Raw genomic sequence first — 25861 nt, forward strand, 5'->3', positions numbered from 1 at the left:
TGTAAGACAGTGACACAATAACGTCCCTGTTTTTATTTAAACATTGCTCATCGGGCAAGGCTTTGCCGCGCCTGAAGAATTTTCTGCGCCTGACTTCGGCGCGGAGGGATTACCTATGCTAAAAACCATTACCCGCCAGCTTTTTGCCCGGCTTAATCGTCATTTGCCTTATCGTCTGGTTCACCGCGATCCGCTGCCCGGCGCGCAGACCGCGGTAAATGCGACTATCCCGCCTTCGCTGAGCGATCGCTGTCTGAAAGTCGCGGCAATGGAGCAGGAGACGCTCTGGCGCGTCTTTGATACGCACCCGGAGGGATTAAACGCTGCCGAGGTGACGCGCGCGCGTGAAAAGCATGGCGAAAACCGCCTTCCGGCACAGAAACCCTCGCCGTGGTGGGTGCATCTGTGGGTATGTTATCGCAATCCTTTCAACATCTTACTCACGATTCTTGGCGGCATTTCTTATGCCACGGAGGATCTGTTTGCCGCAGGCGTTATCGCCCTGATGGTCGGTATCTCAACGCTGCTGAATTTTGTGCAGGAAGCGCGCTCGACGAAAGCAGCGGACGCGCTAAAAGCGATGGTGAGCAATACCGCTACCGTACTGCGGGTTATTAATGAAAATGGCGAAAACGCCTGGCTGGAATTACCCATCGATCAACTGGTGCCCGGCGATATTATTAAGCTGGCGGCGGGGGATATGATCCCGGCGGATTTACGGATTATCCAGGCGCGCGATCTGTTTGTCGCCCAGGCGTCGCTGACCGGCGAATCTCTGCCGGTCGAGAAAGTCGCCGCGACGCGTGAGCCCCGGCAAAATAACCCGCTTGAGTGCGACACGCTGTGCTTTATGGGGACCAACGTCGTGAGCGGAACGGCGCAGGCCGTGGTGATGGCGACCGGCGCCGACACCTGGTTTGGTCAATTGGCGGGGCGCGTTTCGGAACAAGATAACGAGCAGAACGCTTTCCAGAAAGGAATTAGCCGCGTCAGTATGTTGCTAATCCGCTTTATGCTGGTCATGGCGCCGGTAGTACTGATTATTAATGGTTACACGAAAGGTGACTGGTGGGAAGCGGCGCTATTTGCGCTTTCGGTCGCGGTAGGACTCACCCCGGAAATGTTGCCGATGATCGTCACCTCCACCCTCGCGCGCGGGGCGGTGAAGCTCTCGAAACAGAAAGTTATCGTGAAGCACCTTGATGCGATTCAGAACTTCGGCGCGATGGATATTCTGTGCACCGATAAAACCGGCACTCTGACGCAGGACAAAATTGTGCTGGAAAATCATACTGATATTTCTGGTAAGCCCAGCGAGCATGTACTGCATTGTGCCTGGCTGAATAGCCATTATCAGACCGGTCTAAAAAATTTACTGGATACGGCGGTCCTGGAGGGAGTAGACGAAACCGCCGCGCGTCAGCTCTCCGGACGCTGGCAGAAAATCGATGAGATCCCGTTTGATTTTGAGCGTCGCCGGATGTCGGTGGTGGTGGCCGAAGATTCGAACGTGCATCAACTGGTCTGCAAAGGCGCGTTACAGGAGATCCTGAACGTGTGTACTCAGGTGCGCCACAACGGCGATATTGTGCCGCTGGACGACAATATGCTGCGCCGGGTGAAACGCGTTACCGACATGCTGAACCGTCAGGGGCTACGCGTGGTCGCCGTCGCGACCAAATATCTGCCTGCGCGTGAGGGCGATTACCAGCGTATCGATGAATCTGATCTGATTCTGGAAGGGTATATCGCTTTTCTCGATCCGCCGAAAGAGACCACCGCACCGGCGCTGAAAGCGCTGAAGGCGAGCGGAATTACGGTGAAAATTCTCACCGGTGACAGCGAGCTGGTAGCAGCGAAAGTTTGCCATGAAGTTGGGCTGGATGCGGGCGATGTCGTTATTGGCAGTGATATTGAAGGGTTAAGCGACGACGCGCTGGCGGCGCTGGCCGCCCGTACGACGTTGTTTGCGCGTCTGACGCCGATGCATAAAGAGCGCATCGTCACTTTGCTCAAACGCGAGGGGCATGTGGTCGGTTTTATGGGCGACGGGATTAACGATGCTCCGGCGTTGCGGGCGGCGGATATTGGTATCTCGGTAGATGGCGCGGTGGACATCGCCCGTGAAGCGGCCGATATTATTCTGCTGGAAAAGAGCCTGATGGTGCTGGAAGAAGGCGTCATTGAAGGTCGTCGTACTTTTTCTAATATGTTGAAATATATCAAGATGACGGCCAGCTCAAATTTCGGTAACGTGTTTAGCGTACTGGTGGCGAGCGCCTTTTTGCCGTTCCTGCCAATGCTGCCGCTGCACTTGCTGATTCAAAACCTGCTGTACGATGTATCCCAGGTGGCGATTCCGTTTGATAATGTCGATGAAGAACAAATTCAAAAGCCGCAGCGCTGGAATCCGGCGGATTTGGGGCGCTTTATGGTCTTTTTCGGTCCGATCAGCTCGATTTTCGACATTTTGACCTTTTGTCTGATGTGGTGGGTATTTCATGCGAATACGCCAGAAACGCAAACCTTGTTCCAGTCCGGCTGGTTTGTGGTGGGATTACTGTCGCAAACGCTGATTGTGCATATGATCCGTACCCGTCGTCTGCCGTTTATTCAAAGTCGCGCCGCCTGGCCGCTGATGGCGATGACGTTGTTGGTGATGGTCGTGGGAATTTCGTTGCCGTTTTCGCCGCTGGCGTCTTACCTGCAGTTGCAGGCGCTGCCGTTAAGCTATTTCCCGTGGCTGATTGCTATTCTGGCGGGCTATATGACGTTAACCCAGTTGGTGAAAGGGTTTTACAGCCGACGTTATGGCTGGCAGTAAGCGTCGAAGTATTGTGCATTATCGGCCTGGATGGCATACCAGGCCAAATAAGCGATAGCGCCATTTGGCCACTATCTATAAACGAGCGTTAGCGACGAACAGCGATCGCTTCAATCTCAATTTTCACGTCTTTCGGCAGACGGGCAACTTCCACGCAGGAACGCGCCGGGAAGGTGGCGTTGTGCTCGGTGAAGAAGGCTTCGTAGGTGGCGTTGACGGTCGCGAAATCGTTCAGGTCTTTCACGAAGACGGTCGTTTTCACAATGTCGCCTACTTTCAGGCCAGCGGCTTCCACAATAGCTTTAACGTTTTCCAGCGACTGACGTGCCTGAGCGGATACATCTTCCGCTACGGCACCGGTTTTCGGATCGACCGGAATCTGACCGGAAGTGATTACCATGCTACCCAGGTCAACGCCCTGTACGTATGGGCCGATTGCTGCTGGTGCATTTTCCGTCGCAATAGTTTTGCTCATGATTTCTCCTGAATTACAGCGGTAATAGAATGTCCCCGCTCATTATAGGGAGCCGGGATCTCATAACCAACCCCCATTAGTTGGCCAGCACCACATAATGCGAAAACTCTTTTTCACAGTATTTGCATTTGAGGGCGATATCATTGGCGCGTTTTTTCACTGCAAAGCTGGAGGATACCGGTTCCGCGTGGCTGATGCAGTTGCTGTTCGGGCAAACCAGCACATTATTAATACGCTCTGGCAGGCTGGGGCGTGATTTCCCGACTACGTCGTAGTTGTCGATGCGGTTAACGGTGGCCTGCGGCGCGTACAGAGCAAGTTGGTTAACCTGCTCATCGGTGAGGAAGGTGTTTTCTATTTTGATTAAGTCTTTACGCCCCATCTCGCCAGACGGGAGATTCAGACCGATAGTGATTCGCTGATCGGTCTCGGTCAATTTAAACAGACTCAGCAGCTTAAAGCCTACCTGCGCAGGGATATGGTCAATCACGGTGCCGCATTTAATGGCTTCAACCTGCAGTTTGTTATCGTGTGTCATCGTTTTTCTCCCTTACAGACTCAGTTCGCTATTCAGTACCAACGCCAGTAACGCCTGGCGAGCGAAAATACCGTTGCCCGCCTGTTGGAAGTACCAGGCGTGTGGCGTTTTATCCACATCCGTGGTGATTTCATCAATGCGCGGCAGCGGGTGCAGCACTTTCATATTTTCACGCGCGCCGTTCAGGTCGCTGGCGCGCAGAACAAACTGCGCCTTCACATTGGCGTACTCCGACGGGTCGAGACGCTCTTTCTGTACGCGAGTCATATAGAGGATGTCGACGTCGGCCATGACCTCTTCAATAGAACCATGCAGGCTCCAGGCCATTCCTTTTTCATCAAGCATATCCAGAATGTACTGCGGCATCGCCAGCGCGTCCGGCGCGATAAAATAAAAACGGTTGCCGCTAAATTTCGCCAGCGCCTGGGTTAGCGAATGCACGGTGCGGCCATATTTCAGATCGCCGACCATCGCGATATGCAGGTTATCCAGACGGCCCTGCGTTTCCTGGATGGTGAACAGATCCAACAGGGTCTGCGTCGGATGCTGGTTCGAACCGTCACCCGCATTGAGCACCGGCACCTGACCGGAAAACTCCGTCGCCAGACGTGCCGCGCCTTCTTGCGGATGGCGCATCACAATCGCGTCCACGTAAGTGCTAATCACTGAGATCGTGTCGGCTAACGTTTCTCCTTTTTTCCCCAGCGACGTGTTGGCGCTGTCGGAGAAGCCCACTACGCTGGCGCCCAGGCGATGCATTGAGGTTTCAAACGACAGGCGGGTACGCGTGGAGGCTTCGAAAAAGCAGCTGGCGATCACTTTATGTTTCAATAGCTCCGGCTGCGGGTTGGCTTTTAATTTCGCCGCCGTCGCCAGTACCAGATTAAGATCGTCGCGGCTGAGGTCGTTTATGGAAATGATATGTTTTTGATATAGCGGGTTAGCCATGTTTATCTCCTGACGCCTGGGCAAAAAAAAGCCCCTCAATTGAGGGGCTTGGTATTGGTTTTCAACGGAAAGAAAAACGGCAGGCCTGCGTCCTTTTTCAGACGCGGTAAGACAGAATGTCGTACACACTGAACCATGCTTCCTCCCGGCAAATTGTCCGCGATTATACTCAGCTCTGTTTGGGGATCAAGCGATTAATGCATGATTTACTCATCGCAAACGGTTCTTATGAATTTAAATTCATTTTAAGCAAATAATTAATTTGTTTGTGTACCAGCGCCGTGCGCTGAACGACCCGTGGTGCGACCCAGACAATACTGCTACCGGCAACGACGCCGAGAATTTCCGGCAATGCGTGGTAATCCAGAATTCTCGCGACGGCGCGACCATAACCTGCCGCCGTATGGATAAGGATAAATTCGCTATTATGTTCAACGCTGACGACCATTTCGGCTATTGAACGTCCGGCATCCGGCGAAGGACGCCGCTGGGGATTTACGGAATAAATCTTTTGTCCCTTCGTATTTCTGATTTTTATTGCGCCCAGCAGCTTGAGCAGGCGCGAAACCGTAGATTGACTGATACCTTCAAATCCCTCATTTTGTAAATCGCGGCGAATCTCCTCCTGGGACAGGTAACTTTTTTCACTAATCAGGCGCTGACAAACCGCCAGTTGCTGTTGTTCTTTGGCGGAGTAATCATCGTATTCCTTCATAAATGCACCTTATCTTTATTATTGATATCAACGGACTGGCGAAATTCATCACATTTGTCACATTGATTGCGGATCAATCGGGCGGTTTTGCAGGAAAATGAGAAGCCGATCAAAAAAGGTGACGGCGTGCCTGATGGCGCTGTGCTTATCAGTCCTGTCGGATAAGACGCGTCGCCATCTGGCTCGTTACATCATCGCTCCGATGCTCAGTGCCGTCATGTTCAGCAATGTCAGGATCAGCAACAGCGGCGCGACCCATTTCAGATAGCGGACATAGGGAACCCGCGCGATCGCCAGACCGCCCATGACCACGGCGGAGGTGGGAGTAACCAGGTTCACAATCCCGGAGGCCGACTGGTAGGCGGTTACGACCAAATCCCGCTGTACGTGGGCAAAATCCGCTAACGGCGCCATAATGGGCATCGTCAATACGGCAAGACCGGAAGAGGAGGGCACCAGGAAGGAGAGCAATACTTCCAGCCAGTAGGTTACGTTTATGAAAATGGTGGTAGAGAGGCCGGAAACCAGACTTTCCGCGCTGTGCAAAATAGTATGGGTAATCATACCGTTATCCATGACCACCACAATGCCGCGCGCGATACCAATAATTAGCGCCACGCCGAGCAAATCCCGCGCGCCGTCGATAAAAGTACTGGTGAATGCTTCCTCGCCCATCCGCGTTATCACGCCAACGATAATCGCCGCCGCCAGAAAAACGCCGGAGATTTCCGCCATCCACCAGCCGAGAACCGCCACGCCGTAAATCATCACCGCGAAAGAGGCGGCGAAGATCAGCAGCACCCATTTCCGGGTAGCCGTAAACTCCAGCAGTGTATTGGCGCGATTGCCGAGGAAATGGGCGCGGTTTTCCTCCATTTTATCCGCCACGATAGAAAGCTCAGGATGGGCGCGGACTTTGCGCGCATAGCGCATTACCCAAAACACGCACAGTACGTAGCCGACAATTAACAGCAGTACGCGCATCAGCATTCCCTGAGTAAAAGGGATGCCGGCGGCGTTGGCGGCAATGACCGTGGCGAAAGGGTTAATGGTCGAACCGAGCGTGCCTATCCCCGCGCCGAGCAGTACGGTTGCCGCCGCCACTAACGGATCGAAGCGGGCCGCCATCATAACCGGCACCAGCAGCGTGTAGAAGGGCAACGACTCCTCCGCCATGCCATAGATAGTGCCGCCAGCGGCGAACAGCGCCATCAGAATGGGGATCATCCACTCATCTTTGCCGTTGAGTTTGACTGTTACCCGTTCAATACCGGCATCAATCGCCCCCGTTTTATTCACCACCCCCAGAAAGCCGCCGATAATCAAGACAAACAGCGCGACGTCAATGGCGCCGGCGGTGTAGGTTTCGTGGTTATAGAGGCCGTCAATCGGTGCCAGTAAAACAGCGGTAATCCCTTGCGGGTGCGCGTCCACGGGGGCATACGTTCCCGCCACCGGCACCTCTTTTCCCAGCGTGGCGTTCATCGCCATTTGGTATTTTCCCGCCGGCACAATCCAGGTCATTACCGCGACCAGGGCAATAAGAATAAACAGGATGGTATAAGCGGTGGGAAATTTAAATTTACCCATGATGTTCTCTCCTGATATCACGGATATGCGCCGCGAGGGCGCATAGCCTGTGGGATTAGTCGCCGAGCGTCGCCACCATGACCGCTTTGATGGTGTGCATCCGGTTTTCCGCTTCATCGAAGACTATCGAGCCTGCGGACTCGAACACCTCTTCCGTGACCTCCAGTCCTTTCAGGCCGTAAGCCATTTCGATTTCGCGTCCCACTTTGGTGTGCTCGTTATGGAAGGCGGGCAGGCAGTGCATAAACTTCACATCTGGATTACCGGTAGCGTTTACCACCTGCTGGTTGACCTGATATGGCGTCATCAGACTGACGCGCTCCGCCCAGGCTTCTTTGGGTTCTCCCATCGAGACCCAGACGTCGGTATAGAGGAAATCCACACCGTGAACGCCGTCTTCAACGCTCTCCGTTAAGGTGATACGAGCGCCGGTAACGCTGGCGATTTCCCGGCACTGCGCGACCAGCGCGGCATCAGGCCAGAAGGACTTTGGCGCTATCAGGCGGATATCCATGCCCATCTTCGCCGCGCCCACCATCAGCGAGTTGCCCATGTTGTTGCGCGCATCGCCCAGGTAGGCGAAGCTCAGTTCCGGCAGCGTTTTACCCGGCGCGTGTTCCAGCATGGTCATCAGATCGGCCAGGATCTGTGTGGGGTGAAATTCATCGGTCAGGCCGTTCCAGACGGGAACGCCCGCGTATTCCCCCAGCTCTTCCACAATGTGTTGACCAAAACCGCGATATTCGATGCCGTCATACATCCGCCCCAGGACGCGAGCAGTATCTTTCATGGACTCTTTATGGCCGATCTGCGAGCCGCTTGGGCCGAGATAAGTCACCTGCGCGCCCTGGTCGAAAGCGGCAACTTCAAACGCGCATCGGGTGCGGGTAGAGGTTTTTTCAAAAATCAGCGCGATGTTTTTGCCGATCAGTGTTTGCTTTTCGCATCCGGCTTTTTTTGCGGCTTTCAGCTCAATAGCCAGATCGATGAGGTGTTGGATTTCCGCCGGGGTGTAGTCAAGCAGCTTCAAAAAGTTACGATTTTTCAGTGAAATAACCATTACAATATCCTTGTTAAAATGAATTGCCTGATGGCGCTGCGCTTATCCGGCCCACGGTTATGCGCGCACTGTAGGCCGAATAAGGCGGAAGCCGCCATCCGGTAAAAAGCCTTATGCGTCAACGTCGGCGGTTTCACACCGAATCAAAGTACCTTTCTCGCCCGCGAGAATGGCTTGCCCATCCGCCAGCGAGCCGATTCCGGCAATGCCGCGGCAATGGCTGACAAACTCAGCGCAGGCGGTCACTTTCGGGCCCATCGAACCGGCGTCGAACTGCATTTCACGAAGCAGCTCCGGCGTAACCTGCGCCAGCGGGCGTTGGGTGGGGTTGCCCCAGTCGAGATACACCGCGTCGGCATCTGTCAGAATGAGCAGCGCGTCGGCGTGAATTTGGCTGGCAAGCAGGGCGGCGGACAGATCTTTGTCGATCACCGCCTCGATACCGTGGTAGCCATCGGCTTTTTCCACGACCGGCACGCCGCCGCCGCCGTTACAGATAACCAGGTGATCGCGGCTAATCAGCGCGCGGATGGCATCGTTTTCCACAATGCGTTTCGGCTGTGGGGAGGGCACAACGCGGCGGAAGGCGTTACCGTCGGTTTTGAATACCCAGCCCTTTTCTGCCTGTAACGCACGGGCCTGCGCTTCGTCGTAAATCGGTCCGATATATTTGGTTGGATTGAGGAATGCCGGATCGTTGGCATCGACTTCGACCTGGGTGAGCAGGACGCTGATTTCACGCTCCGGCAGATGATTCTTCAGCGCCTGTTGCAGCATGTAGCCAATCATGCCCTGGCTTTCCGCACCGAGAATATCGAGCGGGTAGGGCGTAACGTTAGCGTAGGCGCTATTTTGTAGCGCCAGCAGTCCTACCTGTGGGCCGTTGCCATGCACTAACACCACGCGCCATTGCCGGGTAAGCTGGGCGATGGTTCTGGCCGCCAGTTCGATATTTTTACGCTGAATATCAGCCTCTAGCGGTTCGCCGCGTTTGAGCAGCGCATTGCCGCCCAGCGCGACGACCAGTGTGCGTTTGTTTTCCATAACGTCTCCTTTAAATACCATCGCGTTCCAGTGGACAGCTCATGCAGCGTGCGCCTCCGCGCCCGCGACCCAGTTCATCGCCGGGAATGGGAAGGACGGTAATGCCGGCTTTGTCGTATTTTTCGTTGGTCCAGATGTTGCGCTCATAGCCCACCACCACGCCGGGACGCAGGGTGAGCACGTTATTGGCGTCATTCCACTGTTCGCGCTCAGCTTCAAATGCGTCGCCGCCAGTGGTGATTAAGCGCACCTGATTGATGCCAAGCGCTGTTTCAAGAGCATGAACCAGCGTGCTATCCTGGGTTCGTTTCAGACCGCCGCGTCCGTCTGGCGTCAGCGTCCAGCACTGAACGTCCGGGCGAATGACTTCCGGATAGACGGAGAAGGTGTCGATATCAATGTGGGTCATGACGGTGTCAAGGTGCATACAGGAGCGATGTTTTGGCAGTTCAACGGCAATGACGCGTTCCGCCTGATGATGCTTAAACAATGCCTGCGCCAGGAACTCGACACCCTGCGGCGTAGTACGTTCAGACATACCGATCAACACTGCGCCGTGGCCAATCACCAGCACATCGCCGCCCTCTAAAGTGGCGTGGTCGTAATTAATGTCCTCGTCGCCGAAATATTTAATGAAATCACCGCCTGCGAATTGAGGATGCCAGCGATAAATAGCACGTAAATTATTCGTTTCACGTTGGCGTGCAGGTTTCGCCATGGGGTTAATTGAGACGCCGTTATATATCCAGCAGGACGTGTCACGGGTAAATAGGTGATTCGGTAATGGCTTCATAATAAAGTCATTAATATCGTGAGTATCGACCACCATATTTTTTATGGAGGTGGGGATTTCACCGTAAGTTAAACCGCCGCTTAAATGGCGAGCCAGTTCATGGTGCGGCATATCCGCCAGCCAGGCGCGAATATCTGCGGCAAAGGTGGGCCCAAGGCGATAATCGGAAATTTGCGTATCCAGTAGCCAGGCTTTAGCGTCAGCCACATCCAGCGTTTGGGTGAGCAGGTCGGTTAACAGCAACACTTCTATCCCTTGCTGGCGCAGCGTGTTGGCAAAAATGTCATGCTCTTCGCCAGCGCGCTCTACGGATAATACATCGTCAAAAAGTAATTCCTGACAATTTGAAGGGGTAAGTCTTTTTAGGCTGAGATTGGGACGATGCAACATTACGCTGCGTAATTGACCGATTTCAGAACCGACAAAATGCTTTTCCATCATTATACCTTTTACATAATTTCAAGAATAAAGAAGGAGTGGCTGCAAATATTTAGCGTGCTTGCAGTCGCGACGTTTCAGTTAAATTCGGGAGCAATGATTGAATTTTATTTGGGTTGTTAATGTGATGAGATTCACATCAATCAAGGAGTGCTATTTTTCTTACTTAATATATGAGCCGGGTCAGACAAATTGAAAAAATAATAAGGCATCAAATGAATTACTACGCAGCTATATGGTTTGTTATTTTTTTATTGTTAATTATTTGTTTGTTGTATTGAATGATACTTATATCGTAACTCATTGAAAATAAATTTATTATTTTAAAGTATTGCATAACTATGCGTGAAGGTGATTTTATTATCGGGGATATTTAAATAATTTAAAAATAACTATGGATAGAGAAGTCATTTATGCAGGGAGAGCGAATTGTGATCGCTAAAACGTTTTTATGTTAACGCCTTTAATATCAAAGCGTTGTTAGTGATGGCAATTTGGCACCGCTGCGGTTTATGCATAGGTACTGCATAAAGTTGGGCGAACTATTAACAAAGTATAAACACCGCTGGCGATAAACATGCGCTGGCGCAAAATTGATAAGAGTAAGGGTAGTATGGCAGCCATTTTTCTCGTATAAAGAGAAAAATAAAACGCTGTTTTAACTAAGGGGATGCGATGATTGTTGGCAATATTGAACATCTGGAGGCCTGGCTGCCGACGGCGTTACGGCAGGCGATTGAGCACGTCAATGCGCATGTCACGGCAACGACCGCGCCAGGTAAGTATGACATTGACGGCGACAGGCTGTTTTATATGATTTCTGAAAATATGACGGAGCCGGGCGAATCGCGCAGCGCAGAGTATCACGCCCGTTATCTTGATATTCAGATTGTGCTACAAGGTCAGGAAGGGATGGCCTTCAGTACCCGGCCTGCGGGGACGCCGCACACGGACTGGCTGGCGGATAAAGACATTGCAGTTTTACCGACGAGCGTCGACGAGAAAACCGTCGTCCTGAACGAAGGTGACTTTGTGGTGTTTTATCCCGGCGAAGTGCATAAGCCCCTGTGCGCGGTGGGAGAACCGGCGCGGGTACGTAAAGCGGTTGTGAAAATGCTGATGGCGTAATATTTTGTGCCGGATGGCGGCGCCTGCACGTTGCGATTTTGTAGGCCAACCGCCATCCGGCATCATAACGACATTATTTAGACAGCGTCGCTACCATTACTGCTTTGATGGTATGCATTCGGTTTTCCGCTTCATCAAAGACAATGCTGGCCGCAGACTCAAAAACCTCGCCGGTCACTTCCATCCCGCCATGTAAACCGTACTCTTCGGCCATTTTTTTGCCGAGCGTGGTTTCGTCATCATGGAATGCGGGCAGACAATGCAGGAACTTAACCTGCGGATTGCCGGTTAAGGCCATCATCTGGCTGTTGACCTGATAATCACGCAGCAGGGCAATACGCTCCGCCCATTTCTCTTTGGGTTCGCCCATAGAGACCCAAACATCGGTATAGATAAAATCCGCGCCTTTTACGCCCGAGGTGATATCTTCGGTCAGGGTGATGGCGCCGCCGTTCTTTTTCGCCATGGCGCTGCACTCCGCCACTAACGCAGCTTGCGGCCAGCAGGCTTTTGGCGCGACCAGACGGAGATCCAATCCTGTTAACGCGGCGGCTTCCAGCATGGAGTTACCCATGTTATTACGCGCGTCTCCGGCATAGACCAACGTCATCTCGTTAAAGGCTTTACCCGGCAGATGTTCCTGCATGGTGAGCAGATCCGCCAGTAATTGCGTTGGGTGATACTCATCGGTTAAACCGTTCCATACCGGCACACCGGAATATTCAGCCAGCGTTTCGACGATCTCCTGGCCATATCCTCGATACTGAATACCGTCAAACATCCGGCCCAGGACGCGGGCAGTATCTTTGATGGACTCTTTATGGCCGATCTGGCTCCCGCTGGAACCCAGGTACGTCACGCGCGCCCCCTGATCGTATGCGGCAACTTCGAAAGAGCATCGTGTCCGGGTCGAGTCTTTTTCGAAGATGAGCGCAATATTCTTACCCACCAGCTTTTGTTCTTCTTTACCGTTTTTCTTATCGGCTTTCAGTTTGGCGGCAAGCTGCAACAGAGCAGTGAGTTCGCTGACGGTGAAATCAAGTAACTTTAAAAAAGGTTTTTGGTAAAACGTAGACATACTTCCCTCACATGGCTTAGGCCTTTTATTGAATTAAAATTCACTTTATATGGATGATTATTCATTTGCAACCCTGTTTGATAAAACTTTTCTCGATAAGGTGGAGGCAACGTCGGCGGTATGTGACAATAAGAGTATCGGCAGGACATCTATGAGGAACGAGCTATGGCAAACCCGGAATTACTGGAAGAGCAGCGTGAAGAAACGCGGTTAATTATTGAAGAGTTACTTGAGGACGGCAGCGATCCGGATGCGCTGTACACTATCGAGCATCACCTTTCCGCTGACGATTTCGAAACGTTGGAAAAAGCCGCGGTAGAAGCCTTTAAACTCGGCTATGAAGTGACGGAGCCGGAAGAGCTGGAAGTGGAAGAGGGCGATACGGTTATTTGTTGCGACATCCTCAGCGAGTGCGCGTTGAACGCCGAACTCATCGACGCTCAGGTTGAGCAACTGATGAACCTGGCGGAAAAATATGATGTTGAATACGACGGCTGGGGAACCTATTTTGAAGACCCTAATGGCGAAGAGGGTGACGACGACGATTATGTCGATGAAGATGACGACGGCGTGCGTCACTAAAGCTGTATAGTATGACGGTACGGCAGCGTCTGCTGTCGTATTTTTTTACAGGTTACGTATGAATTACCCGCAAATACTCTCTCCGGTGCTTAATTTCCTGCATTGCCCGACGCCGCAGGCGTGGATTGTCCAGGCCCGCGATCCGCAAAATCTTCCTCTTCTGCTTACCGATCACTTGATCTGCGAACTGAAGGCTGCGCAAACCGCGTTGCTGTTGGTGCGTAAATATGCCGCCGATAAATCGGGCGCCGACGCGCTGCTCGCCTGGCTGCAACCTTACGAGGCGTTCGCGTTTCGTCAGGGGCCGGAGCCGGATTTTGTTGCCCTGCATAAACAGATTAGCAAAAGCGCCATGCCGCAAACTGATGACCCCTGGGGTCGTCAGCTCATCGACCGTATGGTGTTATTGATTAAAGAGGAGTTGCACCATTTTTGGCAGGTACGCGAGGTCATGCAGGCCAGAAACATTCCTTATGTGAAAATCACTGCCAGCCGCTACGCGAAAGGAATGTTGAAAGCGGTACGCACGCACGAACCGCTTACCTTAATTGATAAGCTGATTTGCGGGGCGTATATCGAAGCCCGCTCCTGCGAACGTTTTGCCGCTCTGGCACCCTGGCTGGATGAGGATTTGCAGACGTTTTATCTCTCGCTTCTGCGTTCCGAAGCGCGGCATTATCAGGATTACCTGGCGCTGGCGCAGCAGATTTCTACCGAGGACATTTCTGCACGCGTGCGCTATTTTGGCGAGGTGGAAGCTGACCTTATCTTGTCGCCAGACCGCGAGTTTCGTTTTCATAGCGGCGTGCCAGCCGCCGGATAAAGGGTAAAATTAAAGATTAGCGTTTTTATCTTTTACGTTGTCGCCGTCTGCAAAAGTTGTGGTGGTCATTCCGCCCGGCATCAAACTGCTGGCGAGCAGGAAAGGCCATTTTCATGATATTCAGCCCTGAGTAAAGCCTGCCAGCGGCAGGCAAAAAAGAACTCACTCAGTATTGTATTCCCGAAAGGTGACTGTGAATAATGCCCTTTTTGCATCAATCACTACGGGTTTTTGTAATGAAATACTTAGAGCCTATCCCACCAGGCGTTATTGGCGCAGCCAGTTTGGACACGGAACAGCGCGCAAAAACCGGAGCGTACACGTAGTACGTGAGGATTTTGAGCACTGCCCAGGACCAAAATGGCAAGTAAAATAACCCTAATGGGATAGGCTCTTATTGTGTCACGCCTTTTGACGCTTCAGAGCAGGTCTTGCCAACAAAGGTTTGTTTAATTTTGTTGGTGGTGGACATTTTATTTCCCCCTGAATCGACATCCATTTTCATAGTCATCGCGAATTCTGTATCGCTTATTTTCGTCGTTTCTACAATAGAGTGCGATTTGGCATCAGGGTTATTACAGACAGTCTCATTGATCAGTTTGGTATCCGTACTTTCTACAAATGTCGTCGTGCAGCCGTCTGCACTGGTAGAAAAACCCTTCACCATTTTTTTAGCATCTTCAGACATTTTAGGGGTATAACACATAAGCGTTGCTGTGCCCGAATTTTTTTGCTCCATTAATACTTGCTTTGTATCTGGATTGATGGTGCGCATTTCTATATTTTCCATTTTCCATTCGCCGGGCTGTATCTCTAATGCATATACATTAGAAATATTAATAAACATAGCGGGAAAAATAATTGCTGATAATAGGTGTTTCATTTATAACTTCCTTGAATAATAAGTGATTCCCGGATAACAGGATGCTTCCGGGATTACTTATATCAGCAAAAATAATACCTGGCGAGGATAAATAAACGCCTGGTTTTCAGAGAACCTTTAACATCCTCACTTCGCAATCGACATGTCCGGTGCAGCCGAGCGGTTCGCTAATATGTTCAAATCCTAAACGTTCGTATAGCGCAATCGCTTCGCGTAAAAAAGCCGTTGTTTCCAGATAGCAGCGTTTAAAACCCTGTTCACGGGCGTGATCCAGCGCCATCAGCGCCAGCTTTTTCGCCAGTCCCTGACCACGAATCACCGGTAAAAAATACATTTTTTGTAGTTCACAAATGTCTGGTTCGCTACAGGATAACGGCGCCACGCCGCCGCCGCCCACCACACAACCGTTTTGCTCTACCACCCAGTAGGCCGCGCCCGGTTGGCTATAAACCTGATACAGTTCATCCAGATTGGGGTCGGCAACGGTATAACCTTTATCGGCGGTAAGTCCGTATTCCGCTGAAACCTGACGGATGACACGGGCAATAGCGGCATTGTCGGCGGTAGTGATTCGGCGCACCGTGAGCGTTGGCGAGACGACATTATTCATAACATGGCTCAATTTTTAAAATTTATTTATAGATTACTTTAATACCACCGTCTTGAGTCATGCGCAAGGAGATCCTGAATCAGACAAAATAAAAGGCGGAAAAATTAAACAAAAATAGTATTGTAGTCGAATCAGTAACAATCTACTGGTTTTTATTATTAATTCTAATAGACCGCAAGTCAGGGATATGATTCATGAATAACGTTATCAGTAGTAAAGATAACCATAATCACACGTTGGTGTTTACAGGCAAGGGCGGAAAGTATTTTGTTATTTGCCTTGTGAATTTCTTGTTGACGTGTATCACGTTGGGAATCTATGCGCCGTGGGCGATGGTGAAATGTCGACGTTATATTTATACTAATATGACGCTAAACAATCAGCCTTTTGCTTACAAAGCTACGGGCAGCGCATTATTTATTAGTATGTTGTTAGTTTTTATTATTTATGGTGTTAGCCTCTCTCTTATTGAACACGGCCATCCCGGTCTCGGTTTTACGCTATTTGGCTTATTAATTGCGATTATTCCTTTTATGGCGGTGAAAGGATTACAGTATCAGGCGATGATGACTTCGCTTAATGGCGTACATTTTGGATTCCAGTGTTCCATGCGGCGCGCCTGGTGGTGTATGTTCGCTCTCCCGGTACTCCTGATGGTGGCGCTTTATATTGTTCTTTATATTATCTCACTGATAACCATCGCCGTCGGCGGTTTAGTGTTCAATATCGTTTTTCTCGGTTTACTGGCTATTATTGGGATAGGGGTCATTAACGGTATTACTTACAGCAAATGGATGACCTTGTTTGGCAATGGCGCAAACTTTGGCATTCATCGTTTCTCGATTCAGGTTAATGTTAAAACGTGCATCAGAGGGTGCGTGTTGGCAATGTTGACCCTTTTCCCTTTTGCTGTCGTGATTGGTTATCTAATCGCGCCGGTGTTCACCGACATGATTCTTTTGAGTATGATGGGGAATGCGCAGGCAGGAGGGGCACTTATTCTGCAATATTATAGCCAGATAATGGCATGTTATTTCCTCTATTTTCTCGCGATTATTGTGGTAACCAGTTACTTATATGTGGCGTTACGCAACCTGTTTTTAAACAATTTGTCACTGGCGAACGATTCGATTCGTTTTCATTCCTCTGTCACTTCACACGGTATGCTGTGGCGGTTACTGGTGGTGTTTGTGATTTCCGGCGTGACCTTAGGGCTGGCTTATCCGTGGTTGAAAATTGGGCTGGTGAGCTGGCTGGCGCAGAATACACAGGTCCAGGGCGATCTGGATTCGCTTGAGTTAACCAATGATGAGAAGCCGCTGGAAAATGGCCCGCTAATGTGGATTTCTCGTGGCATCATGCCTTACTTCCCGTTTATCTGATGTAAAAAGGCCGACGTTTACGTCGGCCCATAATTCATGTTGTCGGATGGCGGCGTGAATGCCTTATCCGGCCTACCGATCGCGCCATTTCAACAAGCGAACGTGTAGGCCTGGTAAGCGAAGCGCCATCAGGCTTTCAGATTACAGCGCGCTAATAACCGCCTGCTGCTCAATCAGCTTCGCTTTGGCTTCTGCGTAACCGTCCAGCTTCTCACGCTCTTTGGCAATCACCGCTTCCGGCGCACGGGCGACGAAACCTGCGTTGGACAGTTTGCCTTCGATACGGGCAATCTCGCCTTCGATTTTCGCCACTTCTTTCGCCAGACGCGCCAGCTCATCGTCTTTGTTGATGAGGCCAGCCATCGGGATCAGCAGTTCGGCGCCGTCGATGATTTTGGTCACGGAAACCGGACCTTTGTCATCGGCTGGCAGCACGGTGATGCTTTCCAGACGCGCCAGGGTTTGCAGGAAGCTACGGTTGTCGTTAACACGACGAACGGCTTCTTCACTACAGCCGCGCAGCAGCAGTTCCAGCGGTTTGCCCGGGGCGATGTTCATTTCCGCACGAATGTTACGTACCGCGACGATCGCCTGCTTCAGCCACTCGGTATCGGCCAACGCGGCTTCATCCACCTGTGCGGCGTTATATTCCGGGAACGGCTGCAGCATGATGGTGTCGGCGGTAATACCGCAAATGACCTTCACGCGCTGCCAGATGGTTTCGGTGATGAACGGGATGATCGGGTGCGCCAGGCGCAGCAGACCTTCCAGTACGGTGACCAGCGTATGGCGGGTGCCGCGCAGTTCAGACTCGGAACCGCCGGTCATCACCGGCTTGGTCAGCTCCAGATACCAGTCGCAGAACTGGTTCCAGGTGAATTCATACAGAATGCCCGCGGCGATATCGAAGCGGAAGCTGTCCAGCGCGTCGCGGTACGCTTTAACGGTCTGGTTGAATTCCGCCAGAATCCAGCGGTCCGCCAGCGACAGCGTCATTTCGCCGCCGTTGAAGCCGCAATCCTGCTCTTCGGTGTTCATCAGCACAAAGCGGCTGGCGTTCCACAGCTTGTTACAGAAGTTACGGTAACCTTCCAGACGCTTCATATCCCAGTTGATGTCGCGGCCGGTCGAGGCCAGCGCCGCCAGGGTAAAGCGCAGGGCGTCGGTGCCGTGCGGCTCAATGCCGTTCGGGAACTGCTTCTCGGTACGCTTGCGAATTTTCTCCGCCATCTGCGGCTGCATCATGTTGCCGGTGCGTTTTTCCAGCAGTTCCGGCAGGGAGATGCCGTCCACCATATCCAGCGGGTCGATAACGTTACCCTTGGATTTGGACATCTTCTGGCCTTCGTCGTCGCGAATCAGACCGGTCATATAGACAGTATGGAACGGCACCTGCGGCTTGCCGTTTTCATCTTTGATGAAGTGCATGGTCATCATGATCATGCGGGCAATCCAGAAGAAGATGATATCGAAGCCGGACACCATCACGCTGGTGGGGTGGAACTGACGCAGGGCGTCGGTGTTTTCTGGCCAGCCCAGCGTAGAGAAGGTCCACAGCGCGGAGGAGAACCAGGTATCGAGAACGTCTTCGTCCTGACGAAGCTGAATGTCGGCGCCGAGGTTATTTTCCTGACGCACTTCGTCTTCGGTACGGCCAACGTAGACGTTGCCGTCGTTGTCATACCATGCCGGGATACGGTGACCCCACCACAGTTGACGAGAGATACACCAGTCCTGAATATCACGCATCCAGGAGAAGTACATGTTTTCGTACTGCTTCGGCACGAACTGAATGTCGCCGTTCTCAACCGCTTCCACCGCCGGTTTCGCCAGCACGTCGGCACGGACGTACCACTGGTCGGTCAGCATCGGTTCGATAACCACGCCGCCACGGTCGCCGTAAGGGACGGTCAGATCGTGCGGTTTAATTTCTTCCAGCAGGCCGAGCGCGTCAACGGCAGCAACGATGGCCTTACGGGCAGCAAAGCGTTCCAGCTTCTGGAACTCAGCCGGAATCTCGCTGGAATAAACGTCAGACTCTTCACCTTTGGTATCGAACACTTCCGCGCTTTCGCGAATGTCGCCGTCAAAGGTCAGGATGTTGATCATCGGCAGGGCGTGACGTTTCCCGACTTCATAGTCGTTAAAGTCGTGCGCCGGGGTGATCTTCACGCAGCCGGTGCCTTTTTCCATATCGGCGTGTTCGTCGCCCACAATCGGAATGCGGCGGTTAACCAGCGGCAGAATAACGAATTTGCCAATCAGATCTTTATAACGCGGATCTTCCGGGTTCACGGCCACGCCGGTATCGCCCAGTACGGTTTCCGGACGGGTGGTGGCGACGACCAGGTAATCTTTACCGTCTGCGGTTTTCGCGCCATCGGCAAGCTTATAGCGGATGTGCCACATCGAGCCTTTGGACTCGCGGTTTTCCACTTCCAGGTCAGAGATGGCGGTGCGCAGCTTCGGGTCCCAGTTCACCAGGCGTTTGCCACGGTAAATCAGGTCTTCTTTGTACAGGCGAACGAAGACTTCTTTCACGGCATTGGAAAGGCCTTCGTCCATGGTGAAGCGCTCGCGCTCCCAGTCAACGGAGTTGCCGAGACGGCGCATCTGACGGGTAATAGTGCCGCCGGATTCCGCTTTCCACTGCCAGATTTTGTCGATAAACGAATCGCGGCCGTAGTCGTGACGAGTTTTACCTTCTTCAGCGGCAATCTTACGCTCAACCACCATCTGGGTCGCGATCCCGGCGTGGTCGGTGCCGACCTGCCACAGGGTGTTTTTACCCTGCATACGCTGGTAACGGATCATGGTGTCCATGATGGTTTGCTGGAAAGCATGTCCCATATGCAAACTGCCGGTGACGTTCGGCGGCGGGATCATGATGCAGAAGGACTCTTTGCTTTCGTCGCCGTTAGGCTTGAAATAGCCCTGCTTTTCCCAGTGCTCGTAAAGCGGCTGTTCGATATCTTGGGGGTTATATGTCTTTTCCATTATTTCCAGGTTGCCGTATTCAGGTTAAAACCAGCCACGCGGTAGGCTTTGTAGCGTTCGCGCGCCAGTTGTTTCAAAGTTTCTTCGTAAGGGACGAAGTCTACCACTTCTGTGAAAGCGGTGGCAAAATCTGCAAAGCTTGTACGCAGGCTGATTAAAATATCGCGCGGGCTGCTGTTGCGTTTTTGCGGCCAGGCAATTTCAACCGGCGCGCCGCCGCGTGGGCCTTCGCCTGCCAGATTGTGCGGGACAAAACTTTCCGCCGGTCTCGCCCACAGCGCTTCATCCAGCCGAATGGCCTGCTTCTCATCTTCGCAGGCGATCAGCACGCGCTTGCCGGCGCGCCAACGTTCTGCGGCAATTTCACACACCAGTTGTTCAACGGCGCTTAAGCCATCGACGGTGTTGTCATTGTCCAGAAGATAGAACGTCGCATTCTTCATATATGGGGCTTCTTGTGGTGGATTTAAATGCAAAGCCGGGTGGCGCTATGCTTACCCGGCCTACGGTTGAGTGACGTTGTAGGCCGGGTAAGGCGAAGCCGCCACCCGGCGTTTTACATTACTCTTCGCCGTTAAAGCCCGCACGATTGAGCAGGAACTGCGACAGCAGCGCTACCGGACGACCCGTCGCGCCTTTCGCTTTGCCGGATCGCCAGGCGGTGCCGGCGATATCCAGGTGCGCCCAGTTATACTTACGGGTAAAGCGCGACAGGAAGCAGCCCGCGGTGATAGCGCCGCCTGGACGACCACCAATGTTCGCCATATCCGCAAAGTTGGACTCCAGTTGTTCCTGGAACTCATCGCCCAGCGGCAGACGCCACGCGCGGTCGCCCGCCTGCTCGGACGCGCCGATCAGCTCATGCGCCAGCGGGTTATGGTTCGACATCAGACCGGTAATGTGATGGCCCAGCGCAATCACGCAGGCGCCGGTTAGCGTCGCCACGTCAATGACGGCTTCCGGTTCGAAGCGCTCAACGTAGGTCAGCACGTCGCACAAAACCAGACGGCCTTCGGCGTCGGTGTTCAGGACTTCAACGGTTTGACCAGACATGGTGGTCAGCACGTCGCCCGGACGATACGCGCGTCCGCCCGGCATGTTTTCACAGCCCGCCAGTACGCCGATAACGTTAATCGGTAGCTGAAGCTCGGCAACCATACGCATCACGCCGTAAACCGCCGCCGCGCCGCACATGTCGTACTTCATCTCGTCCATCCCTTCAGATGGCTTGATGGAGATGCCGCCGGAGTCGAAGGTCAGGCCTTTACCCACCAGCACGATCGGGCGCGCGTCTTCGGATGGATTGCCCTTGTACTCAATCACCGACATCAGCGATTCATTCTGCGAACCGTGGCCGACCGCCAGATAAGCGTTCATACCCAGTTCGCGCATTTGCTGTTCGCCGATTACGCGGGTGATGACATTTTTGCTGTAGCTGTCAGCCAACTGGCGCGCCTGTGACGCCAGGTAGGCGGCGTTACAGATATTGGGCGGCATGTTGCCGAGATCTTTCGCTGCCTTAATCCCGGCGGCGATGGCCAGACCGTGCTGAATGGCGCGTTCGCCGCTGGTGAGCTCACGGCGGGTCGGCACATTAAAGACCATCTTACGTAGCGGGCGGCGCGGCTCGCTCTTGTTGGTCTTGAGTTGATCAAAGCTATAAAGCGTCTCTTTGGCCGTTTCAACGGCCTGACGCACTTTCCAGTAGTTGTTGCGGCCTTTGACGTGCAGTTCGGTCAGGAAGCAGACGGCTTCCATTGAGCCGGTATCATTCAGAGTATTTATCGTTTTCTGAATAACCTGCTTATACTGACGTTCATCAAGCTCGCGCTCTTTGCCGCAACCAATGAGGAGGATTCGCTCGGAAAGAACGTTAGGAACATGGTGCAGTAACAGAGTCTGCCCCGGTTTTCCTTCCAGTTCGCCACGACGCAGCAATGCGCTGATGTATCCGTCGCTAATTTTGTCGAGCTGTTCTGCAATCGGAGAAAGGCGACGCGGTTCAAAGACGCCCACGACAATGCAGGCACTCCGCTGTTTCTCCGGGCTACCGCTTTTTACACTGAACTCCATGCACTATGCTCCTGAATCTTAAAGACAACAGTGGTGGCTACCGCTATACTCGTCGTCTTTCAAGTTGCAGATGCGTTGGCTGCGCCTGCTCACCCCTGTCACTTACCTGATGTAAGCTCCGGGGCTTCACAGTCTTGCCGCCTGCCTGCAACTCGAAATCCATTAGAGTATAGAAATTGAAAGCTTTCGTAACTCATGTCCGCTGTTGCGGTGACTTCGTGTTAATCTTAACGTTATTACGGCATTGGCACGTCAGAACAAGTTCTGAGAGGTGAATCCGCTGAGTATAATGATCTTAGCGATGATTTCGACGACTCAAGAGAATAAATGACGTTTAAGCCATGAAACAAGCTAAATTCCAGCAAAAAAATGGGTTTTTACGGGCGTATTTAAAGTGATAATCATAAGATATCTGGTGCGGGAGACGCTCAAAAGCCAGCTGGCGATACTCTTCATCTTACTTTTGATCTTCTTTTGTCAAAAGTTAGTGAGGATTCTCGGCGCGGCGGTTGACGGCGATATTCCCGCAAATCTGGTGCTCTCGCTTCTGGGGCTGGGCGTACCGGAAATGGCGCAGCTCATCCTGCCTTTAAGCCTGTTCCTGGGGCTGCTGATGACGCTGGGCAAACTGTATACCGAAAGTGAAATTACGGTCATGCACGCCTGTGGGTTGAGCAAAGCCGTACTGGTAAAGGCTGCTATGGTACTGGCGTTATTTACCGGTATCCTTGCGGCGGTTAACGTGATGTGGGCCGGCCCCTGGTCGTCAAAACACCAGGATGAAGTGCTGGCGGAGGCGAAAGCGAACCCCGGTATGGCGGCGCTGGCGCAGGGGCAATTCCAGCAGGCGACCAACGGCAGCTCGGTGCTGTTTATCGAAAGCGTTGATGGCAGCGACTTCCATGATGTTTTCCTGGCGCAAATTCGCCCTAAGGGCAATGCTCGTCCTTCTGTGGTAGTGGCCGATTCCGGACATCTTACCCAGTTGCGCGATGGCTCCCAGGTTGTCACCTTAAACAAAGGGACGCGTTTTGAAGGAACGGCGTTGCTACGCGATTTTCGCATCACCGACTTCCAGAACTATCAGGCAATTATTGGCCATCAGGCCGTGGCGCTGGACCCGAATGATACCGACCAGATGAACATGCGCACGCTGTGGAATACCGACAACGATCGCGCTCGCGCCGAGCTGCACTGGCGTATCACGTTAGTCTTTACCGTATTTATGATGGCGCTGATGGTCGTGCCGCTCAGCGTGGTGAATCCGCGTCAGGGGCGTGTCTTGTCTATGTTGCCCGCCATGCTGCTTTATCTGCTGTTCTTCCTGATCCAGACCTCCATTAAATCGAATGGCGGTAAAGGCAAACTGGACCCGGTTATCTGGATGTGGGCGGTCAACCTGATCTATCTGGCGTTGGCGATTGGTTTAAACCTGTGGGATACGGTGCCGGTCCGCCGCCTGCGTGCCCGTTTTCTGCGTAAAGGAGCGGTATAATGCAGCCATTTGGTGTACTTGACCGCTATATCGGTAAAACCATTTTTACCACCATCATGATGACGTTGTTCATGCTGGTGTCGCTCTCCGGGATCATCAAGTTTGTCGATCAACTGAAAAAAGCGGGGCAGGGTAACTACGACGCGCTGGGCGCGGGTATGTACACCCTGCTCAGCGTACCTAAGGATATCCAGATCTTCTTTCCTATGGCGGCGCTGCTTGGCGCGCTGCTGGGACTGGGGATGCTGGCGCAGCGTAGCGAACTGGTGGTGATGCAGGCATCGGGTTTCACCCGTATGCAGGTGGCGCTGTCGGTGATGAAAACGGCTATCCCGCTGGTGCTGTTAACCATGGCGATCGGCGAATGGGTCGCCCCGCAGGGCGAGCAGATGGCGCGTAACTATCGTGCGCAGGCGATGTATGGCGGTTCGCTGCTTTCCACCCAGCAAGGTCTGTGGGCGAAAGACGGGAATAACTTTGTCTATATTGAACGGGTGAAGGGCGACGAGGAGCTGGCCGGCATTAGTATTTACGCTTTCAACGATCAGCGTCGTTTGCAGTCGGTGCGTTACGCCGCTTCGGCAAAATTCGACCCGGAGCATAAGGTCTGGCGTTTGTCGCAGGTGGATGAGTCCGATCTGCAAAACCCGAAACAGATCACCGGTTCGCAGACGGTGAGCGGCACCTGGAAAACGAATCTGACGCCGGATAAGTTAGGCGTGGTGGCGCTGGACCCGGATGCGCTTTCCATCAGCGGTCTGCATAACTACGTTAAATATCTGAAGTCGAGCGGACAGGACGCCGGACGTTATCAGCTCAATATGTGGAGTAAAATCTTCCAGCCGCTCTCCGTGGCGGTGATGATGCTGATGGCGCTGTCGTTTATCTTTGGCCCGCTGCGTAGTGTGCCGATGGGCGTGCGCGTGGTGACGGGGATTAGCTTCGGCTTCGTCTTCTACGTCCTCGACCAGATTTTTGGCCCGCTGACGCTGGTATACGGCATTCCGCCGATTGTCGGCGCGCTGCTGCCGAGCGCGTCTTTCTTCCTGATTAGCCTGTGGCTAATGCTGCGTAAGTCGTAATCACAGTAATCGTAGGCCGGATGGCGCTGCGCTTTTCAGGCCTACTCCGGACCCGTAGGCCGGATAAGGCGTTTACGCCGCCATCCGGCAATGCAGTAAAGCGCAGTGCCGGATGGTGCTGCGCTTATCCGGCCTACCAGGACCCGTAGTCCGGATAAGGCCTTTACGCCGCCATCCGGCAGACCGCCTGTATTCCTCGAATGATGTAGCGCGTAACCTGACGCGTGGCGCTTTTGGCTACGCGTAAAGCTCAGGCAAGCTGCGGGAAAAAGTAGATCAAAAAATTTATAATGTGTTGCCGTGATAAATCTGATAACCCAAATCAATCGTATTATGGTTGAGATCGTTATTTTTAATTTTGTTGAGCAACATCTGCGCGGCTCTGCGCCCGATCTCAAAACGAGGGGTAATTACGCTGGCGAGGCTCGGTATCATTTGCCTGCCCATCTCCAGACCGTGGAAGCCGGCGATGGAGATCTGCTCCGGTACGGCCAGTTGACGCTCGCGGCACCACAGTAGAGCGCCCATTGCGATATCGTCGTTAGTACAAAAGACGCCATCTACGTCCGGGTGCGCAGTAAGCGCATCACGCATTAGCTGTATCCCCAGATGGATAGAGGAGATAGCGCGGGGATTGATGCGCAACGGCGCCAGCCCCCGGCGCGTCATCGCATCGCAGTAGCCATGATAACGCTGCTCATCTCGGATATCGTCTTTTGAACCCAGATAGAGGATTTTTCGCCGCTGGCGTTTATCCAGCATGGTACTGACCATATCAAAGGCGGCCTGACGGTTATCAAACCCTACCTCCATATCTAAGCGGTCGCCCTGGATATCCATGAGTTCTACAATCGGAAGGGTAGCTGAGCGCAGGAATTTGACGGTTCTGAGGGTATGATATTTTTCTGAAAGAATAATGCCGTCGATATTGTAAGACAGTAAATTGATAACGGACTCTTCTTCCGAATCGCGATTGTAATTGTAATTCGCAATGAGAGTTTGGTAGTTATGACCCGACGTTACGGATTCAATCCCGGCAAGAATGTCGGCAAACAACTGGTTCTGGAAAGAGGGGATTAGCACGCCCAGAGTGTAACTTTGCGCGTTTAACAGCATAGCTGGCGCGCGATTTGGTATGTAGTTAATTTCCTCCATGATCTGCGCAATACGCTCGCCGGTTTCCCTGGCGACTTTTTTCGGCGAGCGGATGTAACGGCTCACCGTCATTTTTGTCACGCCAGCAAGCGTAGCGATATCCTGCAAAGAAATTCTGTGATTCCTCATGTTTTCTCCAGTACCGGGG

At 52.7% G+C, this 25861-nt stretch carries 25 protein-coding genes and 2 pseudogenes; 10 read left to right on the top strand and 17 right to left on the bottom strand.

What is annotated here, in order from left to right; all coding sequences use genetic code 11:
* The first annotated feature begins 115 nt into the window (after positions 1-115).
* Positions 116-2824 (top strand): magnesium-translocating P-type ATPase, encoded by a 2709-nt coding sequence (gene mgtA / locus ACLD4K_RS06175; protein WP_411011545.1) that lies wholly within the window; start codon positions 116-118, stop codon positions 2822-2824.
* 88 nt (positions 2825-2912) lie between these two features.
* On the opposite strand, the gene ridA is transcribed toward mgtA, so the two are convergent.
* From ridA to pyrL, 4 genes are all read right to left on the bottom strand, one after another.
* Positions 2913-3299, bottom strand: coding sequence for a 2-iminobutanoate/2-iminopropanoate deaminase (ridA, locus tag ACLD4K_RS06180; RefSeq protein ID WP_000047544.1), 387 nt, complete (start codon positions 3297-3299; stop codon positions 2913-2915).
* A gap of 76 nt (positions 3300-3375) precedes the next feature.
* A complete protein-coding gene (gene pyrI / locus ACLD4K_RS06185) occupies positions 3376-3837 on the bottom strand; it encodes an aspartate carbamoyltransferase regulatory subunit (protein ID WP_000148567.1) in 462 nt (153 codons plus the stop codon).
* A gap of 12 nt (positions 3838-3849) precedes the next feature.
* Positions 3850-4785: an aspartate carbamoyltransferase gene (gene pyrB / locus ACLD4K_RS06190; protein WP_000013055.1), complete on the bottom strand. Its 936-nt coding sequence runs from the start codon at positions 4783-4785 to the stop codon at positions 3850-3852.
* 35 nt (positions 4786-4820) lie between these two features.
* Entirely contained in the window at positions 4821-4922 is a 102-nt protein-coding gene (gene pyrL, locus ACLD4K_RS06195) for a pyr operon leader peptide (RefSeq protein ID WP_000249504.1), read from the bottom strand.
* Here pyrL and ACLD4K_RS06200 point away from each other — a divergent pair.
* Positions 4902-5042: a hypothetical protein gene (locus ACLD4K_RS06200; protein WP_001518160.1), complete on the top strand. Its 141-nt coding sequence runs from the start codon at positions 4902-4904 to the stop codon at positions 5040-5042. The genes pyrL and ACLD4K_RS06200 overlap by 21 nt on opposite strands.
* Here ACLD4K_RS06200 and ACLD4K_RS06205 read toward each other — a convergent pair.
* From ACLD4K_RS06205 to argF (ACLD4K_RS06215), 3 genes are all read right to left on the bottom strand, one after another.
* Positions 5012-5500 (bottom strand): arginine repressor, encoded by a 489-nt coding sequence (locus ACLD4K_RS06205; protein ID WP_000666051.1) that lies wholly within the window; start codon positions 5498-5500, stop codon positions 5012-5014. The two genes, ACLD4K_RS06200 and ACLD4K_RS06205, sit on opposite strands and share 31 nt — an antisense overlap.
* Positions 5501-5686: 186 nt before the next feature.
* Entirely contained in the window at positions 5687-7090 is a 1404-nt protein-coding gene (locus ACLD4K_RS06210) for a YfcC family protein (RefSeq protein WP_183059451.1), read from the bottom strand.
* 55 nt (positions 7091-7145) lie between these two features.
* Positions 7146-8150 carry an ornithine carbamoyltransferase gene (argF, locus tag ACLD4K_RS06215; RefSeq protein ID WP_000237031.1) on the bottom strand — a complete coding sequence of 335 codons (1005 nt, stop codon included), beginning with the start codon at positions 8148-8150 and terminating at the stop codon, positions 7146-7148.
* A gap of 23 nt (positions 8151-8173) precedes the next feature.
* Here argF (ACLD4K_RS06215) and ACLD4K_RS06220 point away from each other — a divergent pair.
* Positions 8174-8256 (top strand): annotated as a pseudogene (locus tag ACLD4K_RS06220) (hypothetical protein); the annotation flags it as partial.
* Between the two features lie 5 nt (positions 8257-8261).
* On the opposite strand, the gene arcC reads toward ACLD4K_RS06220, so the two are convergent.
* Together arcC and arcA are read right to left on the bottom strand one after the other, a co-directional pair.
* Entirely contained in the window at positions 8262-9194 is a 933-nt protein-coding gene (arcC, locus tag ACLD4K_RS06225; protein WP_411011546.1) for a carbamate kinase, read from the bottom strand.
* Positions 9195-9204: 10 nt separating this feature from the next.
* The gene (gene arcA / locus ACLD4K_RS06230) at positions 9205-10425 is read right to left on the bottom strand and encodes an arginine deiminase (RefSeq protein WP_411011561.1); all 1221 of its coding nucleotides are present in this window, start codon (positions 10423-10425) and stop codon (positions 9205-9207) included.
* Between the two features lie 675 nt (positions 10426-11100).
* On the opposite strand from arcA, the gene ACLD4K_RS06235 reads away from it, so the two are divergent.
* Entirely contained in the window at positions 11101-11553 is a 453-nt protein-coding gene (locus ACLD4K_RS06235; RefSeq protein ID WP_411011547.1) for a YhcH/YjgK/YiaL family protein, read from the top strand.
* A 73-nt stretch (positions 11554-11626) separates the two neighbouring features.
* Here ACLD4K_RS06235 and argF (ACLD4K_RS06240) read toward each other — a convergent pair whose 3' ends face one another.
* Positions 11627-12631, bottom strand: a complete 1005-nt coding sequence (gene argF, locus ACLD4K_RS06240) for an ornithine carbamoyltransferase (protein WP_411011548.1) — start codon at positions 12629-12631, stop codon at positions 11627-11629.
* Positions 12601-12780 (bottom strand): putative translational regulatory protein ArgL, encoded by a 180-nt coding sequence (argL, locus tag ACLD4K_RS06245; RefSeq protein ID WP_411011549.1) that lies wholly within the window; start codon positions 12778-12780, stop codon positions 12601-12603. The genes argF (ACLD4K_RS06240) and argL overlap by 31 nt, the downstream gene beginning before the upstream one ends.
* Positions 12781-12796: 16 nt before the next feature.
* Between argL and rraB the strand changes: the two genes are divergently transcribed.
* Together rraB and miaE are read left to right on the top strand one after the other, a co-directional pair.
* A complete protein-coding gene (gene rraB, locus ACLD4K_RS06250; protein ID WP_000002940.1) occupies positions 12797-13213 on the top strand; it encodes a ribonuclease E inhibitor RraB in 417 nt (138 codons plus the stop codon).
* An 11-nt stretch (positions 13214-13224) separates the two neighbouring features.
* Positions 13225-14036: pseudogene (miaE, locus tag ACLD4K_RS06255) on the top strand (tRNA isopentenyl-2-thiomethyl-A-37 hydroxylase MiaE).
* A 394-nt stretch (positions 14037-14430) separates the two neighbouring features.
* Here miaE and ACLD4K_RS06260 read toward each other — a convergent pair.
* Both ACLD4K_RS06260 and ACLD4K_RS06265 read right to left on the bottom strand, forming a co-directional pair.
* A complete protein-coding gene (locus ACLD4K_RS06260) occupies positions 14431-14919 on the bottom strand; it encodes a DUF3617 domain-containing protein (RefSeq protein ID WP_411011550.1) in 489 nt (162 codons plus the stop codon).
* Positions 14920-15025: 106 nt separating this feature from the next.
* A complete protein-coding gene (locus ACLD4K_RS06265; protein ID WP_411011551.1) occupies positions 15026-15529 on the bottom strand; it encodes a GNAT family N-acetyltransferase in 504 nt (167 codons plus the stop codon).
* A 194-nt stretch (positions 15530-15723) separates the two neighbouring features.
* On the opposite strand from ACLD4K_RS06265, the gene ACLD4K_RS06270 reads away from it, so the two are divergent.
* Positions 15724-16911 (top strand): YjgN family protein, encoded by a 1188-nt coding sequence (locus tag ACLD4K_RS06270; protein ID WP_183059457.1) that lies wholly within the window; start codon positions 15724-15726, stop codon positions 16909-16911.
* Between the two features lie 141 nt (positions 16912-17052).
* Here the strand turns inward: ACLD4K_RS06270 and ACLD4K_RS06275 are convergent, their stop codons facing one another.
* From ACLD4K_RS06275 to pepA, 3 genes are all read right to left on the bottom strand, one after another.
* Positions 17053-19908: a valine--tRNA ligase gene (locus ACLD4K_RS06275; RefSeq protein WP_411011552.1), complete on the bottom strand. Its 2856-nt coding sequence runs from the start codon at positions 19906-19908 to the stop codon at positions 17053-17055.
* Positions 19908-20351, bottom strand: a complete 444-nt coding sequence (holC, locus tag ACLD4K_RS06280; RefSeq protein WP_108638580.1) for a DNA polymerase III subunit chi — start codon at positions 20349-20351, stop codon at positions 19908-19910. Before holC ends, ACLD4K_RS06275 begins: the two co-directional genes overlap by 1 nt.
* A gap of 118 nt (positions 20352-20469) precedes the next feature.
* Positions 20470-21981, bottom strand: coding sequence for a leucyl aminopeptidase (gene pepA, locus ACLD4K_RS06285; protein WP_000397158.1), 1512 nt, complete (start codon positions 21979-21981; stop codon positions 20470-20472).
* 280 nt (positions 21982-22261) lie between these two features.
* Between pepA and ACLD4K_RS06290 the strand changes: the two genes are divergently transcribed.
* The 3 genes from ACLD4K_RS06290 (at position 22262) to lptG (ending at position 24558) form a co-directional block, all read left to right on the top strand.
* A complete protein-coding gene (locus ACLD4K_RS06290) occupies positions 22262-22312 on the top strand; it encodes a hypothetical protein (RefSeq protein ID WP_212724070.1) in 51 nt (16 codons plus the stop codon).
* Between the two features lie 63 nt (positions 22313-22375).
* Positions 22376-23476: an LPS export ABC transporter permease LptF gene (lptF, locus tag ACLD4K_RS06295; RefSeq protein ID WP_183059459.1), complete on the top strand. Its 1101-nt coding sequence runs from the start codon at positions 22376-22378 to the stop codon at positions 23474-23476.
* The gene (lptG, locus tag ACLD4K_RS06300) at positions 23476-24558 is read left to right on the top strand and encodes an LPS export ABC transporter permease LptG (RefSeq protein ID WP_001182242.1); all 1083 of its coding nucleotides are present in this window, start codon (positions 23476-23478) and stop codon (positions 24556-24558) included. Before lptF ends, lptG begins: the two co-directional genes overlap by 1 nt.
* Before the next feature lie 285 nt (positions 24559-24843).
* Here the strand turns inward: lptG and ACLD4K_RS06305 are convergent, their stop codons facing one another.
* On the bottom strand, positions 24844-25842 hold the full coding sequence (locus ACLD4K_RS06305) for a LacI family DNA-binding transcriptional regulator (RefSeq protein WP_001244064.1): 999 nt from the start codon (positions 25840-25842) through the stop codon (positions 24844-24846).
* Positions 25843-25861 lie beyond the last annotated feature (19 nt).

The organism is Salmonella sp. 741265055_HSA, from assembly GCF_046569525.1.
Taxonomy (GTDB): domain Bacteria; phylum Pseudomonadota; class Gammaproteobacteria; order Enterobacterales; family Enterobacteriaceae; genus Salmonella; species Salmonella enterica.

Excerpts from the sequence above, each read along its gene's own strand:
- ACLD4K_RS06235 (WP_411011547.1), top strand. The coding sequence starts at position 11,101 with ATGATTGTTGGCAATATTGAACATCTGGAGGCCTGGCTGCCGACGGCG.
- ACLD4K_RS06200 (WP_001518160.1), top strand. The coding sequence starts at position 4,902 with ATGTCGTACACACTGAACCATGCTTCCTCCCGGCAAATTGTCCGCGAT.
- holC (WP_108638580.1), bottom strand. The coding sequence starts at position 20,351 with ATGAAGAATGCGACGTTCTATCTTCTGGACAATGACAACACCGTCGAT.
- rraB (WP_000002940.1), top strand. The coding sequence starts at position 12,797 with ATGGCAAACCCGGAATTACTGGAAGAGCAGCGTGAAGAAACGCGGTTA.
- arcC (WP_411011546.1), bottom strand. The coding sequence starts at position 9,194 with ATGGAAAACAAACGCACACTGGTCGTCGCGCTGGGCGGCAATGCGCTG.
- argL (WP_411011549.1), bottom strand. The coding sequence starts at position 12,780 with ATGTCCTGCCGATACTCTTATTGTCACATACCGCCGACGTTGCCTCCA.
- ACLD4K_RS06305 (WP_001244064.1), bottom strand. The coding sequence starts at position 25,842 with ATGAGGAATCACAGAATTTCTTTGCAGGATATCGCTACGCTTGCTGGC.
- ACLD4K_RS06270 (WP_183059457.1), top strand. The coding sequence starts at position 15,724 with ATGAATAACGTTATCAGTAGTAAAGATAACCATAATCACACGTTGGTG.
- pepA (WP_000397158.1), bottom strand. The coding sequence starts at position 21,981 with ATGGAGTTCAGTGTAAAAAGCGGTAGCCCGGAGAAACAGCGGAGTGCC.
- ACLD4K_RS06275 (WP_411011552.1), bottom strand. The coding sequence starts at position 19,908 with ATGGAAAAGACATATAACCCCCAAGATATCGAACAGCCGCTTTACGAG.
- mgtA (WP_411011545.1), top strand. The coding sequence starts at position 116 with ATGCTAAAAACCATTACCCGCCAGCTTTTTGCCCGGCTTAATCGTCAT.
- ridA (WP_000047544.1), bottom strand. The coding sequence starts at position 3,299 with ATGAGCAAAACTATTGCGACGGAAAATGCACCAGCAGCAATCGGCCCA.
- pyrL (WP_000249504.1), bottom strand. The coding sequence starts at position 4,922 with ATGGTTCAGTGTGTACGACATTCTGTCTTACCGCGTCTGAAAAAGGAC.
- ACLD4K_RS06265 (WP_411011551.1), bottom strand. The coding sequence starts at position 15,529 with ATGAATAATGTCGTCTCGCCAACGCTCACGGTGCGCCGAATCACTACC.
- ACLD4K_RS06205 (WP_000666051.1), bottom strand. The coding sequence starts at position 5,500 with ATGAAGGAATACGATGATTACTCCGCCAAAGAACAACAGCAACTGGCG.
- ACLD4K_RS06210 (WP_183059451.1), bottom strand. The coding sequence starts at position 7,090 with ATGGGTAAATTTAAATTTCCCACCGCTTATACCATCCTGTTTATTCTT.
- argF (WP_000237031.1), bottom strand. The coding sequence starts at position 8,150 with ATGGTTATTTCACTGAAAAATCGTAACTTTTTGAAGCTGCTTGACTAC.
- ACLD4K_RS06260 (WP_411011550.1), bottom strand. The coding sequence starts at position 14,919 with ATGAAACACCTATTATCAGCAATTATTTTTCCCGCTATGTTTATTAAT.
- pyrI (WP_000148567.1), bottom strand. The coding sequence starts at position 3,837 with ATGACACACGATAACAAACTGCAGGTTGAAGCCATTAAATGCGGCACC.
- lptG (WP_001182242.1), top strand. The coding sequence starts at position 23,476 with ATGCAGCCATTTGGTGTACTTGACCGCTATATCGGTAAAACCATTTTT.
- argF (WP_411011548.1), bottom strand. The coding sequence starts at position 12,631 with ATGTCTACGTTTTACCAAAAACCTTTTTTAAAGTTACTTGATTTCACC.
- arcA (WP_411011561.1), bottom strand. The coding sequence starts at position 10,425 with ATGGAAAAGCATTTTGTCGGTTCTGAAATCGGTCAATTACGCAGCGTA.
- pyrB (WP_000013055.1), bottom strand. The coding sequence starts at position 4,785 with ATGGCTAACCCGCTATATCAAAAACATATCATTTCCATAAACGACCTC.